At 39.9% G+C, this 13402-nt stretch carries 15 protein-coding genes; 8 read left to right on the plus strand and 7 right to left on the minus strand.

Annotated features, from left to right (window positions below; genetic code table 11):
• Position 1: 1 nt before the first annotated feature.
• On the plus strand, positions 2-337 hold the full coding sequence (locus tag NDN13_RS07495; protein ID WP_251117788.1) for a hypothetical protein: 336 nt from the start codon (positions 2-4) through the stop codon (positions 335-337).
• Positions 338-556: 219 nt separating this feature from the next.
• Positions 557-1210 (plus strand): oxygen-insensitive NAD(P)H nitroreductase, encoded by a 654-nt coding sequence (gene nfsB, locus NDN13_RS07500; RefSeq protein ID WP_004806057.1) that lies wholly within the window; start codon positions 557-559, stop codon positions 1208-1210.
• Positions 1211-1249: 39 nt separating this feature from the next.
• Here nfsB and NDN13_RS07505 read toward each other — a convergent pair whose 3' ends face one another.
• The 5 genes from NDN13_RS07505 to tsaE form a co-directional block, all read right to left on the minus strand.
• Entirely contained in the window at positions 1250-2110 is an 861-nt protein-coding gene (locus tag NDN13_RS07505; RefSeq protein WP_251117789.1) for an EamA family transporter, read from the minus strand.
• 81 nt (positions 2111-2191) lie between these two features.
• Positions 2192-2707: an RNA chaperone Hfq gene (hfq, locus tag NDN13_RS07510; protein ID WP_016540984.1), complete on the minus strand. Its 516-nt coding sequence runs from the start codon at positions 2705-2707 to the stop codon at positions 2192-2194.
• Positions 2708-2798: 91 nt separating this feature from the next.
• Positions 2799-3743: a tRNA (adenosine(37)-N6)-dimethylallyltransferase MiaA gene (gene miaA, locus NDN13_RS07515; RefSeq protein WP_251117790.1), complete on the minus strand. Its 945-nt coding sequence runs from the start codon at positions 3741-3743 to the stop codon at positions 2799-2801.
• Positions 3744-3749: 6 nt separating this feature from the next.
• Positions 3750-5693, minus strand: a complete 1944-nt coding sequence (mutL, locus tag NDN13_RS07520) for a DNA mismatch repair endonuclease MutL (protein ID WP_251117791.1) — start codon at positions 5691-5693, stop codon at positions 3750-3752.
• Positions 5683-6159: a tRNA (adenosine(37)-N6)-threonylcarbamoyltransferase complex ATPase subunit type 1 TsaE gene (gene tsaE, locus NDN13_RS07525; protein ID WP_251117792.1), complete on the minus strand. Its 477-nt coding sequence runs from the start codon at positions 6157-6159 to the stop codon at positions 5683-5685. Before tsaE ends, mutL begins: the two co-directional genes overlap by 11 nt.
• Before the next feature lie 122 nt (positions 6160-6281).
• Between tsaE and imm48 the strand changes: the two genes are divergently transcribed.
• The 4 genes from imm48 (at position 6282) to NDN13_RS07545 (ending at position 8582) form a co-directional block, all read left to right on the plus strand.
• A complete protein-coding gene (imm48, locus tag NDN13_RS07530) occupies positions 6282-6674 on the plus strand; it encodes an Imm48 family immunity protein (RefSeq protein ID WP_251117793.1) in 393 nt (130 codons plus the stop codon).
• Positions 6675-6712: 38 nt separating this feature from the next.
• Entirely contained in the window at positions 6713-7675 is a 963-nt protein-coding gene (locus NDN13_RS07535) for a pseudouridine synthase (RefSeq protein WP_251117794.1), read from the plus strand.
• 61 nt (positions 7676-7736) lie between these two features.
• Positions 7737-8045 carry a type II toxin-antitoxin system RelB/DinJ family antitoxin gene (locus NDN13_RS07540; RefSeq protein ID WP_251117795.1) on the plus strand — a complete coding sequence of 103 codons (309 nt, stop codon included), beginning with the start codon at positions 7737-7739 and terminating at the stop codon, positions 8043-8045.
• A 93-nt stretch (positions 8046-8138) separates the two neighbouring features.
• Complete coding sequence (locus tag NDN13_RS07545) at positions 8139-8582, plus strand: GNAT family N-acetyltransferase (protein ID WP_004654380.1); 444 nt, start codon at positions 8139-8141, stop codon at positions 8580-8582.
• Here the strand turns inward: NDN13_RS07545 and NDN13_RS07550 are convergent, their stop codons facing one another.
• Complete coding sequence (locus NDN13_RS07550) at positions 8583-9296, minus strand: pseudouridine synthase (RefSeq protein WP_251117796.1); 714 nt, start codon at positions 9294-9296, stop codon at positions 8583-8585.
• Between the two features lie 246 nt (positions 9297-9542).
• Here NDN13_RS07550 and NDN13_RS07555 point away from each other — a divergent pair, with 246 nt between their 5' ends.
• Together NDN13_RS07555 and NDN13_RS07560 are read left to right on the plus strand one after the other, a co-directional pair.
• A complete protein-coding gene (locus NDN13_RS07555; protein WP_005204696.1) occupies positions 9543-10055 on the plus strand; it encodes a glycine zipper 2TM domain-containing protein in 513 nt (170 codons plus the stop codon).
• Between the two features lie 137 nt (positions 10056-10192).
• Positions 10193-11194 carry an LLM class flavin-dependent oxidoreductase gene (locus NDN13_RS07560; RefSeq protein ID WP_251118191.1) on the plus strand — a complete coding sequence of 334 codons (1002 nt, stop codon included), beginning with the start codon at positions 10193-10195 and terminating at the stop codon, positions 11192-11194.
• 71 nt (positions 11195-11265) lie between these two features.
• On the opposite strand, the gene NDN13_RS07565 is transcribed toward NDN13_RS07560, so the two are convergent.
• A complete protein-coding gene (locus tag NDN13_RS07565; protein WP_251118192.1) occupies positions 11266-13338 on the minus strand; it encodes a sensor domain-containing protein in 2073 nt (690 codons plus the stop codon).
• Positions 13339-13402 lie beyond the last annotated feature (64 nt).

Here is a 13402-nt window from a genome sequence, read left to right on the forward strand (position 1 = left end):
TATGAACATATCTCAGCTTAAACCTGAAATTGAGCTAGTGACTTATAAAAAAATGGGTACGGGCTCAAGACTGGGTATCGCAGGAGGAACCATTAAAGTCATTAACAACTGTGTTTACCTCTCAACAGCGAACAGCAATCTTCCACTTATTTTCCCAAATGAATTCCGATGGGAAAATGGAATAATTACCGATGGAAATATTCAACTAAAGCCTGAGCAAGAGGTGAGAATGAATGGTGATATGCTGGAATTAAACAATAAAATAATTGCCTCTTACCATATATCAAATAATCATTGCCTAAATGGAGTGAGTCGAGCTTTGTTTTATATTCAATAATACATTCACATTCCTATTGATAGATACTTCCATACAAAAGCCTGATCGCTGAGACTTGTGATCAGGCTCCACTTTATTTTCTTACAACTCATCAGAACGTTAACCAATCTGATAAAACCCACATACGACTTAAATCGATATCAAAATCACATTTAGCTACTTTCAGCGACAGTGAGATCAAGTAAAATAAATTAAATTTTAAAATCGAGTAAATGACGGATGGATACTTTAGCTACAGCAAAAACACGTTACGCCACAAAAGCTTATGATGCAGAGAAAAAAATTCCTCAGGCACAATTTGAAAAACTACTCGAAATTTTACGTTTCAGCCCTTCTTCGGTAAATATTCAACCTTGGCACTTCTTGGTTGCTGAATCTGATCAAGCAAAGCAGCGTATTGCATCGGCATTGACTGGCAATTATGTGTATAACGCGGCCAAAGTTCTCAATTCTTCACATACCTTAGTATTTTGCACGCGTACCGATATTTCTGCTGAATACTTAGAACAATTATTACAGCAAGATGATGCCAGTGGTCGCTTTAAAGATGAAACTGCCAAACAAGGACAACGTGCTACCCGTTCTGGTTATGTTGAATTTTATCGTAATGAACTGAAAAATCTTCCTGCATGGATGGAAAACCAGACCTACCTTGCACTTGGACAACTGCTTTTTGCTGCGGGTCTAGAAGGAATCGACGCAACACCGATGGAAGGGTTTGATAGAGAACTCATGAATAAAGAATTTGGTTTAGCTGAAAAAGGCTTAAAAGCCTCTGTAATTGTTGCACTCGGTTATCGCAGTGACAGTGATTTCAATGCCAAACTGCCAAAATCACGACTACCCGATGAAGTGGTTTTTACTCGTCTATAAACCATAAATATCAAAGGGAGTTTTCATGACTCCCTTTGTTTATTTCATCATTGCTTTGGCCAAACACAGGACTGCAACCACACCACAGATCAATCCAATCCAGGTATAGGCTTTTAAGCGTTCTTTAAATAATACGACGCCACTAAGAACGCCAAGTACCACGACAAGAATATTCATACCCGCAAAAACAATGGCTGGCGTTTCTTTGAAAATCATATGTGCTTTGACATATAAGGCAATATTGGCAAAATTGAGTACACCTAAAAATAAACCTGTAAAAATATTTTTAGGCTGCCAATTAGGTTGAGTAATTGCGATATAAGCGATGGATAAAATAAAGGCTGCAATAAACGTTAAATTCAGTGTGACTGCAAACTGCAAACCTAAACTACTACTATATTTAAGTAATATATCAACAGCAGCATAACCTGCCCAAACACTAAACAAAAACAAGGCTGATTTTAAATTCATGCCTTTATTAGCTTGCTCTGTGGCCTGTCCAATAATAATCGCTAAAATCGCAATGATGCCCAGCACTACACCAATTAATTTTAATTGGCTAAATTGCTCCCCAAAAACAAAATAGGCCGCTAATAACGACAGTATAACTGCAAGCCGCTGAGCAATTTCCGTTTTCAGGATGCCTGCAAATTGCAAAGACTTCGCCAAGCATAAAAATATGCTGGGTAATAACACTGCTAAAATAAGAATTAGCCACCAAGGGGTATGATTTAAAGAGATATGCGTAATATCGGTTTTAAACCAATAAAAGCATAAAAGGCTTGCGCTCAAATAATTCCACGCAATCATTTGAAAAACATCAAATCCCTTTGCTTTTAGGTATTTCAGTAAAATCGAGACCAATACACTACAACACGCCGCAGCAACAATCATTTCCATAGTATTTATTCTAGCTTTCTAATAGACAAAAAAATGCCAGTCTATTACGAGACTGGCATTTTCTTAAAGATCATCGATCAATTAACGATTGTTTTCGTCTTCTTGACCATCTTCAAATTTAGTTTCGCCGTCGAAGCCACCTTGATGACCGAAGCCACCTTGACCACCGAAGCCACCTTGACCGCCGAAGCCGCCACCTTGACCACCGAAGCCACCTTGACCACCGAAGCCACCTTGACCACCGAAGCCGCCGCCTTGACCACCGAAGCCGCCTTGACCACCGAAGCCGCCACCTTGACCACCGAAGCCACCAGCAGCGCCTTGACCACCGAAGCCACCAGTAGCGCCTTGTGCAGGGAAGCCACCAGCAGTACCTTGAGCACCAGCAGGACGTGGATTACGCGCAGGAACAACTGTAGAAATCGCGTGTTTATAAACCATTTGACTTACAGTGTTTTTCAACAAAACAACATATTGGTCAAATGACTCAATATGACCCTGCAATTTGATACCGTTTACAAGGAAAATAGAAACTGGAATACGTTCTTTACGGAGAGAATTTAAGAACGGATCTTGTAAAGTTTGACCTTTAGACATTTTTAACTCCAAAAAATTTTTAAATCAGCGCAAAAAAACTATCTTTATTTTTCAACTAAAAATTATAAAAAGACAGCCTGCGAATTTTGCTTTATCCAAAGAAGTTTCGCAAGTCTTCTTTCGCCTGCTTTATCGTCACGTAAGTTTTAAAATCGTGTAATTCTTGCAAAGAACGTAACCAAGTGTATTGACGTTTGGCTAATTGCCTCGTCGCAAAAAGGGCTTTGTTCTCCATTTCTACTTTATTTTTGAGACTTAGGTCACTTTTTACTAAAAAATCCAAAGCTTGACGATAACCGACGGACCGCATGGACGGTAAATTATCATTTAAATCGTATTTTTTAATCAATTCCTCTACTTCATTTAAAAAACCAATGTTCCACATTTTGCTCAATCTTTGCTCAATGCGTTGATGTAATTCTAAACGATCTGGCATCAATGCGTAGTTATGAAATATGTAACGATATGGTTGATTTTTGGGCTGTTCAGCTTGTAATTTTGTTATCGGCTCACCGGTAATTCGATAGACTTCCAATGCTCGAATAATCCGTTGTTTATCTGAAACTTTAAATTTTTGCCCCGCAACAGGATCGGCAGCCACCAACTCATCATAAACCGCTTGCCAGCCTTCAAGATCGGCCTTAGCAACAATTGCATCACGGATTGCTTGGTCAGCATTTGGCAAATTATTGGCCAGACCTTCAAGCAAAGCTTTGAAATACAACATGGTTCCGCCCACCAAGATTGGGGTTTTTCCACGGGCATGCATATCATCAATCAATGGGCAAACATCTTCAACAAATTGTGCTGCCGAATAGACCTCTAAAGGCGTAATAATATCAATTAAATGATGCGGATATTGTTGCTGCTCTTCTTTGGTCGGCTTTGCTGTGCCAATATCCATATCTTTATACACTAAAGCCGAATCAACCGAAATCAGCTCAAAATTACCACGCTCATAGAGTTCACATGCCAATGCTGTTTTACCACTTGCGGTAGGCCCCATTAAATTGATGACGGGCAATTGATTTGACATGTAAAACTACTCTCCTCGAGCAAATAATTTATCTAATTGATGAAGTGGAAATGCCCGCCAAGTCGGACGTCCATGATTACATTGGCTGGCAAATTCGGTTTGTTCCATTTGACGCAATAAAGCATTCATTTCCGATAAACTTAACTGTCGATGGGCACGCACAGCGCCATGACAAGCCATACCCGCGAGTAGCTCATCACGTTTTTGTAATAAACCTCGCGCCTCATCATTCGGATCAAGATCATTCAATAGTTCAGGTAATAAATTAGCAAAGTCAGCTTTGTGTAAAATTGCAGGTACTCCACGAACAATCACCTGTTCATCGCCATATTGATCAATTTCCAGACCTAAGCGCTGCAATTGCGGTTGTAAATCTTCAACACGCGTTGCCTGCATTCGGGTAATTGAAACGACTTTAGGAATCAACAGTTGTTGTGAGGTCCAAAATTCTGGTTTATCCCATGCCGACTTCATCTGTTGTAGCAAGATACGCTCATGTGCTGCATGCATATCCACAATAATCAGGCCTTCAGTATTTTGCGCCAGAATATAAATGCCATGCAGTTGTGCGATCGCAATCCCTAATGGAAACTCATCTACACGTGATGGACCTTGATCATTTGCATCAACATCAGCATCTTCACGCAAAGGCGCTAAATAGGTTTTTAATGCATTATTCAACTGTGCCGAACCGTTATAACGTGGTTCTTGTGGTGCTGAATTATATTGTACAGCCTGTGGACGACTTTGATTAAACTCAGTCAATAAGTCAGTCGACACAACCACTTGCTGATTGACTTGAGGTTCAGATTCAGCCACTGCTCGATGTAAATTGAATTGTTCTTGATATTTTGGCTGTGGCTGATAATTGAAATGCTCAGTTGTCGCCTCATCTGTTTTCATGGCTTGAGCAAGGTCAGCAGTTGCGGTCTGAAATTGCGAAAGCGTTGCTTTGGCATAATGACGCACAAACTCATGCACTTCACGTTGATTCAAAAAGCGGATTTCATGCTTGGTCGGATGCACATTCACATCAATATTTTCAGGATCAACTTCTAAAAACAACAAATATGATGAATGTTGATGCCCATGCAAAATTCCGTCATAGGCCATACGTAAAGCGTGTGAAATGGTTTTATCTTTGACAATACGACCATTTACATACACATATTGCATGTCCGCCTGTGCACGTGCATCGGAAGGATGTCCCAACCACCCAGACAAACGCATATTGATACTATCTGAATCGATCCAGTAGGCATTTTGAATAAATTGCTGACCCAATAATTGCTGCACACGTTGATAGCGTAATTCACCGCTGTCAGCAATCGGCAGGTTTAAACGGATGTTATCGTTATGCTCTAGTACAAAACGAATATCGAAATGAGTTAAAGCCAGACGGCGAACAATTTCCTCAATATGATTAAATTCTGTGGTTGGTTTTTTTAAGAATTTACGACGTGCGGGCACATTAAAAAATAAATCTTGTACGCGAATGTGTGTGCCTTTTTGTGCAGCGACCGCTTGAATTTGTTGATGATCAAAAGCGGTACCATTCACTTCAACTTGATAGCCGACACCTTGCTCATCTTGACTACTGGTTAATGTCAAACGTGACACAGCCGCAATTGAGGCCAATGCCTCGCCACGGAACCCTAAACTGACAATCGCATGTAAATCATCTGCAGTCTGAATTTTACTGGTGGCATGACGCATCACTGCTAAAGGTAAATCTTCAGCGTGAATACCATTCCCATTATCAATGATTTCAATCAGCGTTGAGCCACCTTGCGCCACTCGAATAATCAATTCAGTCGCGCCAGCATCAATCGAGTTTTCTAATAATTCTTTGACTACTGATGAGGGACGTTCAATCACCTCACCTGCAGCAATCTGGTTGGCTAAGGCAGCATCTAGGGTATGAATACGACGAGTTGAATCATGCGCCATTCAATTGTTCCTGCAAAGTTTGAGATAAAGCTTCAGACTCTGTGGTTAAAGTCACAAATCGAGTCAGTTCATCTTCTGATTTTTGAATATCAATCACAATATCTGGTTTTGGTATTTCATCACCACCTTTCGATGGCCATTCAAATAAAAATAAAGCATCGGGTGTTTCCAGATAATCACGGATGCCCATTAACTCAAGTTCATAGGGATCATTCAAACGATACAGGTCAAAATGGAAAATCTCTTTACCTTGAATGGTATAAGGTTCAACCAAGGTATAAGTCGGACTCTTGACCGAACCTTTATGCCCTAACTTTTGTAGAAAGTAACGGGTAAACGTGGTTTTTCCTGCACCCAAATCACCAATTAAATAAATAATGCCTGAGTGCACATGTTGTGATAGCACCTGTGCAAAACGTTGAGTGTCTTGTTCATGATTTAAAGTAAATTTCACTGAAGATGACATGGCAAATAAAACAAAATTGGGATGGCAGCTATGATAACATTGCCCTGCTTTAAAGCCTAATCCATAGAAAGAAGTTGATTCTTTTTAAAACAACTCCTAAATTATTTTCTGAGGAAACTGTTGTGGACGAACATCGGAAACTCATTTCGAAATTTACGCATCAGCTTTTTTTATCCATCGAAAAACCTTTTGAGACAACAACTGAGCTAGAACGGCAAATTCTTGCAAGTTTTAGTTTTGGTACAATTCATGCCCAATGTTTTTTAAACCAACTCCCTGCTTTAGAGATTCATAAACTTGCAATTTTTATTTTTACTGCAGAATTTAAATATGCACCTCAACAAGCACAAGATTTTGTAGAACATCTCATTGAAGTTGCTCGTGATAAAGAGCTTCATCCGACCACTCATGCAATCATTCATAGAGGAATTGATGGGCACAGGCAATTCATCAACTCGGATTATGTTAATCTAAGCAAAAACATCAACGAGATACTTAATCTCATTTGTTCTTAAAATGCCGGACCTTAATTTTAGTGGCATCATTTATCTCTATGAATCAATTCTCAAATAAAGATTTTACTCCTCCACTCATAAATGGTGTCAGTGCCAGTAAAGTCTTTTTACCTCACGATGTTTCTGCACTTACTATTTTTGATTATCTCTGCCAACACTTCCCACATATTCAGATTAGCGAATGGCAACAGCGTTTTGCCGATGAGCTGATTTATGCAGCAGATGGCAGCAAACTCACATTAGAAAGCCGATATACACCCAATACCCATATTTTCTACTATCGTTTCCTTGCCCACGAAATCCATGTGCCATTTCAGCATGAAATTTTATTTGAAAATGATGATCTGCTTGTCGTCGATAAGCCACACTTTTTGACCATGAGTCCAACAGGCCAGTATGTGCAAGAAACCCTCTTGGTCAGGCTTAAAAAACAAACAGGCTATGAAGATCTTACCCCCATCCATCGACTAGATCGTGAAACTGCAGGCGTGGTGCTATTCTGTAAAAAAGCACACTCAAGAGGTGCATATCAGCAGCTTTTTGCGGATAGAAAAGTGCAAAAAACCTACCATGCGATTGCAGCTTATCGTCCTGAACTGCATTTTCCACAAATTTTGCAGCTCCATTTAGAAAAAGGTCAGCCTTTTTACACCATGCAAATTGCTCCAGAAAAACCCAATAATACTGAAACTTTGATTGAATTATTGATGCATGATCAACACTATGCCAAATATAAACTCAGCCCTAAAACCGGCAAACAACATCAATTGCGTGTTCATTTAAATTACCTGAATATTCCGATACTTAATGATTCTTTTTATCCAAATATTAAACATAAAGCAGACGATGATTTTAGCCATCCTTTACAATTACTGGCCAAGGAAATTCAATTTTTTGATCCGATTTTAAAACAGGAAATGCGCTTTAGTTCTCACTTTGAACTTGCATTGCCCCCACAACGTAATGACAAAAATTCTATTTTTTCACTTCAAAAATATTGAAATTACATTGCAATGGTTTAAAATACATGACGATAACTAAAAATATGTGGTTACATTCTTCATGCGAAAAACAGAAGTTTATCAGGTTCGCCTCGATTCACAGGAAAAGAAGCAAGCTTTTGCTGTATTTAAACAGCTGGGGATCTCCCCTGCTCAGGCCGTTCGTCTTTTCTTCAAACAAGTGGTACTGACCAAGTCGATTCCTTTTGCAATCGAAAATCAGAATATCAACATGGAACAGTTGTTAAAACTACGTAAATCGAAAGCCGCAGCCAATGCTGAAAATCCGTCTTCGACTGATATTGAAGATGATCATGAAGATTTATTTGAAGAGTTGAATGCACTGCTTGGTGAGAGTGACAAAACTTAACAATGTTGCATTTATAAACAAGTTTTTATTTTTTAAGCTGAATTTTTTTCGCTATCCTGACAGTCCTAATAAAATTATAAAGGATGGTTAGGAATGATTGTTAAGCGAGCAACAAAGGAAGATCTTCATCAACTTGCTGTCTTGTTTGACGAATACCGTCAGTTCTACGGTGCATCCTCAAATATTGAACAATCGTATCAATTTTTAAAACATCGCTTTGACAACAAAGACAGTGTCATTTTTATTCATGTTAAAGATGACGTATTTACAGGCTTTGTCTTGCTCTATCTGGCTTTTTCCTCAGTGGCTTGTGAAACCTATTACATCCTTGATGATGTTTATGTCACACCGTCTTACCGCAAACAAGGCTCTGCAAAACAATTGATTGATACCGCGATCTTATTCGCACGGCATGAAAATGCGCAGCGTATCAGCCTTGAAACACAAAAAAATAATTATCAATCTCACCGTCTTTATGAACAAATGGGCTTTATCCAAGACAGTGAGTTCAAAACCTTTCATTGTTTTTTAAAGTAATCATTCATCTAAAGCGATGTTCTGACTTAACTGTTTTTGGGTAGGTGTAAGATACATCCATTCACCTTGTTTTAATTCAGGCAATTCAAGTAAACCAACTTGATGCCGATGCAAAACTTCAACTTTATTTCCAACTACCGCCAGCATTCTTTTCACTTGGTGATAGACCCCTTGATGTATCGTCATCGCCAATTGATGGGTTGAGAAAAGTTGAACATCCGTTGCAGCATACATCCCTTTTTCATTACGCAGTTCGACTCCCTGCTCTAAGCCATGTTGCTGTTCAGCTGTAACTGGATCTGCAGTCGTCACATGATAAACTTTCGGCACATGCTTACGTGGATGTGTTAAAGCTTGTAGATATTGACCATCATCGGTCAATAACAATAAACCTGTCGTGTCCTGATCCAAACGCCCCACGCATTGAATCCCACGATGCAACAAAATTTCAGGAAAAAGACTGAATACACTTTTATGATGTGTTGCCTGATGCGAACATTCATAGCCTTGTGGTTTATTTAAAACAATATAGACATGCTCTCGATATTGGTATTCTTCACCAAATACTTGAAAGACCAGTTGATCGGTATTGAAATTCTGTTTCGGATTATCACAGACCTGATTGTCTATTTGCACAGAACCATTTTTTATTAACTGCTGGCAATACTTACGTGAACCCAAGCCTTGTGATTGCAAAATTTTTTCCAGCAGCATATATACCCCCTAATCTAAACAGGCTCTATTGTACTCGATTCCCGCACTCACGGTGGGTTGTTGCTTATTCATTCTTTATTTTTATAATTTATTCACAATCTCTTCACTTGTAATACAACCCATACAAAACCCTCTTCAAACTCTCTCAATCTAGATATTGCGCTCCATATTTTCAGCCACAACTCTTGTTACATTTGTCACAAGCAAAAAGAATACTGTCCAAAAGAATGGATAAGGAGTTTCACCATGAAATCGAATATGTGGTTATGTAGCGTTATCTTAGCGGCATCTTCAATGATGACTGTTGCACATGCAGATAACACAACGCGTGTAGCAGCAACCTCCGCCCTAGGCAGTGTGGTTGGTACTGCGCTAGGAAAACAACTTGGTGGTGATACAGGTGCCATGATTGGCTCTGCAATCGGTGGGGCTGGCGGTGCAGCTGCCTCTAGTAATCGACGTGACCGTACCGAAGCTGCCATAGGCGGCGGTTTAGGTGGTGTGGGCGGTTATACGGTTGGCCGTAATATGGGTGGAAGTAATGGTGGCTATATCGGTGCTGCACTCGGTGCTGCTGGTGGTGCTGCTTTAGGTCAAAAAGTAGGCCAGGACCGTGATGCAGATCGCCGTTATGATGATCGTCGCTATGACCGCCGTTATGACAACCGCCGTTCTTATGATGATCGCCGTTATTATAATTCGCGTGAAAGCTACCGTCATGACAATGGTCGTCACCGTGGTTGGTACAAACATCGTTAATCAGATCAAAACGGTTTACCCTTTTAGCGCCTTCGGGCGCTTTTTTTATTGCCTACAATAAAATATATCGATCAAAACCGATATACAAAGTCAAACTTATATCGTATTATTTCGATATATAGTTTTGAGAATCGATGATGAAATCACTACAAGATATAAAGTTCTCTATTCTGGAACTCGCACCTGTTCGGGATGATAAAAGTATCGAGTTTTCTCTCCGTCATGCACTCGAACTGGCACAGCACGCTGAAAAATTAGGTTATGAACGTTTTTGGTTGGCTGAGCATCATAATATGGATGGGATTGCCAGCTCAGCGACAGCGGTTTTATTGGGTTTTATTGCTGCAAATACCCAACATATCCGCCTAGGTTCAGGCGGTATTATGCTGCCAAATCATGCACCGCTGGTGGTTGCAGAACAATTCGGGACTTTAGCGACATTATACCCAAATCGTTTTGAACTCGGTCTAGGTCGTGCTCCTGGTACCGATCAAATGACCATGCGTGCCCTACGTCGAGGTCGTCAGGAAACTGAAGATCAATTTCCTCAAGATGTGATGGAAATTTTACAATATTTTAAAGCACCTCAAGCTAATCAAAGAATTATCGCCACGCCAGGTCAAAATACCCATGTCCCCGTTTGGCTACTCGGCTCAAGTTTATTCAGTGCACAACTGGCAGCTAAGCTTGGACTTCCTTATTCTTTTGCTTCACACTTTGCCCCAAGAATGTTAGGTCAAGCCATCGAGCTTTACCGAGATAATTTCCAAGCATCTGAATATCTGGACAAGCCTTATGTCTCAATGGGCGTACCAACAGTCGTTGCAGCAACCGATGAAGACGCTCAATATTTAGCGACTAGCTCTTATCAGCGAATTTTAAATCTGATCCGTGGTCATAGCTTAAAACTCAAACCACCGATTGACTCAACCCAAGGGCTTGCAACCAGTGCTGAACAATTGGCAATTCAAAATTTTTATGCCATGGCACAAATCGGTTCTCAAGAAACCGTTAAATCTGGTTTAAATAAAATCGCGGCACAATATGATGTCGATGAATTTATCTTTACTTGTGATATTTATGATACCGAAAAGCGTTTAGAAAACTTTAGCCGCTTGATGGATATCAAAACCCACTAAGTGCTTAACATAGCCAACAAGGCTTATATTTTTATGTGTCTTGTTGGCTTTTATATGATGCAATCAAGCATTTAGATTCCATGTTGCAGCATTGTTGTCGCTTGTTGTACATTAACAGCGGAACTAAATAAATAACCCTGACCAATAGAACATCCAGATGCTTTGAGCAATTCAAGCTGCTCAATATTCTCAATCCCCTCAGCAACAATATCCAAGGAAAGTTTTGGCCCTAACGCAATGATGGCTTGGACAATCGCTAAAATCGCCTCATCCCCATTCATCTGACGAATAAAATCACAATCAATTTTTAGACAATCGACAGGATAATCACGCAAACGGGTTAAAGACGAATGCCCAGTTCCAAAATCATCCAGTGAAATTTTCACGCCTTGTTGTTTTAATAAATTTAATGCGCGAACTACATAATCAGAACCCCGATCATCTAAGATATGTTCGGTGATTTCAATCTCCACTAAATGGTGTGGAATTTTATATAAATTTAACCGCTGCAATAAACGTTCAGCATAATTATCTTTTAAGAATTCAACTGGCGCTGCATTGATTGAAACAGGCACAACCTCTACTCCCTGTTCAATCCACATGGCGATATCTTTAAAAACCTTATTCTGCATCGCATCACTGATTTTTGTGGCCAGTATATAATCTTGAAAAGCTTGTTCAATATTTCGAGGTGAATGAATCTGTTGATCTTCGGTTTTCCAACGTAATAATGCTTCAAATCCAACCACTTTCGAATCAGTTAAACGGACTTTAGGTTGATAGTAAGGCACCATGAGGTCATCACGAATGATATGACGCGCCTCATTCAGTTGAATTGCAATATTCTGTGCTGCAATCTGCATCTGGGGATTGAACATACGGAAACCACCACGACCCGCTGCTTTCAGATCGTTGAGTGCGGTATCGGCACATTTCATTAGATTTGAAGAATCTTTTGCATCACGCGGATAAATCGCACAACCAATACTCATGCTGCCATTAATTAAATTCCCAGCATAAGTAATCGGTGCATCTAATTGCCGGCTGACATCTATCGCCACTTTTTCAAGCTCTGCTTCTGAGTCAATGCCGTTGACAACAACTGCAAACTCATCGCCGCCCAACCGTGCCACAAAGGTGTTGTCTGGCAAGATATGTTCTATTCGTTTTGATAGAACACGCAGCAAATGATCTCCTGCCGCATGCCCTAAGGTATCATTAATATGTTTAAAATAATCCAGATCCAGCAGCATTAAGCCAACACGCTTTTCACCCTTTTTATGTCGAAGTAAAGAACGCTTTAGCTGTTGCTTAAAGAAACGACGATTGTAGAGCCCCGTTAAATCATCGAGTTCACTTGAAAGACGTAGCTGTATTTCAGTTTGTCGTTGTGCGGTTACATCACGAGATAGGCATAAGACCTGCACAATCTGACCTTGGTCATTCAAGATAGGTGTTAGTAAATTATCCCAATATTGTCGCTCCGAACCGTCTCCACTCATTCCACGAAAACGTGCGGTTTTCCCTTTCAATGCTGTTTTCAAGGCATAGCTTGCCTTCGAACGAATCTCTGTTGGTAAGAGTTCAGCCCACTTCATTCCAAAGCGTTGATGATGTTCTGGGATATTCAATGCAATGCAGCCTGTTTTATTGACATGCAATAAAGAGCCATCTGCTTCTAATAATTTTATACAGTCAATACTATTATCCAGCATATTGGTTTGTGCATTAATACACTGCACCAAATTCTGCTGGTATTGTTTGGTTTCATGGATATCAACACTATTGACGAACCAATAGCCCTCGCCTTCATCGTCCAAAAATTTTGCCGATAACAAGAACCAACGATATGCACCTGAGCGATGTTTTAAACGGCATTCAAGTTGAAATGCAGATAGACCTGAAAGTGCTTGCTCCCATTCACTTTGAAAAAGCGAGCTGTCATCAAGATGGATCAAATCCACCCAATTTTTGGCAAAATGTTCTAAATTATTAAAGCCAATATATTCTTGGCTGACACTATTAAAGAAATAGGCATCGCCCTGTTCTGAAAGCAGCCAGACCAAACTCGGGATACGATTATAAATATTTTGCTGAACGTCACTCACTTGATGATTAGAGTGAAAAGGAAATGCGAGGTTCACAGACTTCTGTTCCAAACAGAACTCTTTTTATCAAGATATTCAGTTGCAATAAAAGCCATAGGAC

The organism is Acinetobacter sp. C32I (assembly GCF_023702715.1).
In the GTDB taxonomy this organism is placed as follows: Bacteria; Pseudomonadota; Gammaproteobacteria; order Pseudomonadales; family Moraxellaceae; genus Acinetobacter.

What these genes read in the sequence shown, in the direction of transcription:
- mutL (WP_251117791.1), bottom strand. Translation starts at nt 5,693, where the DNA reads ATGGCGCATGATTCAACTCGTCGTATTCATACCCTAGATGCTGCCTTA.
- hfq (WP_016540984.1), bottom strand. Translation starts at nt 2,707, where the DNA reads ATGTCTAAAGGTCAAACTTTACAAGATCCGTTCTTAAATTCTCTCCGT.
- NDN13_RS07540 (WP_251117795.1), top strand. Translation starts at nt 7,737, where the DNA reads ATGCGAAAAACAGAAGTTTATCAGGTTCGCCTCGATTCACAGGAAAAG.
- nfsB (WP_004806057.1), top strand. Translation starts at nt 557, where the DNA reads ATGGATACTTTAGCTACAGCAAAAACACGTTACGCCACAAAAGCTTAT.
- NDN13_RS07545 (WP_004654380.1), top strand. Translation starts at nt 8,139, where the DNA reads ATGATTGTTAAGCGAGCAACAAAGGAAGATCTTCATCAACTTGCTGTC.
- NDN13_RS07550 (WP_251117796.1), bottom strand. Translation starts at nt 9,296, where the DNA reads ATGCTGCTGGAAAAAATTTTGCAATCACAAGGCTTGGGTTCACGTAAG.
- NDN13_RS07555 (WP_005204696.1), top strand. Translation starts at nt 9,543, where the DNA reads ATGAAATCGAATATGTGGTTATGTAGCGTTATCTTAGCGGCATCTTCA.
- miaA (WP_251117790.1), bottom strand. Translation starts at nt 3,743, where the DNA reads ATGTCAAATCAATTGCCCGTCATCAATTTAATGGGGCCTACCGCAAGT.
- NDN13_RS07505 (WP_251117789.1), bottom strand. Translation starts at nt 2,110, where the DNA reads ATGGAAATGATTGTTGCTGCGGCGTGTTGTAGTGTATTGGTCTCGATT.
- tsaE (WP_251117792.1), bottom strand. Translation starts at nt 6,159, where the DNA reads ATGTCATCTTCAGTGAAATTTACTTTAAATCATGAACAAGACACTCAA.
- NDN13_RS07495 (WP_251117788.1), top strand. Translation starts at nt 2, where the DNA reads ATGAACATATCTCAGCTTAAACCTGAAATTGAGCTAGTGACTTATAAA.
- NDN13_RS07535 (WP_251117794.1), top strand. Translation starts at nt 6,713, where the DNA reads ATGAATCAATTCTCAAATAAAGATTTTACTCCTCCACTCATAAATGGT.
- NDN13_RS07560 (WP_251118191.1), top strand. Translation starts at nt 10,193, where the DNA reads ATGAAATCACTACAAGATATAAAGTTCTCTATTCTGGAACTCGCACCT.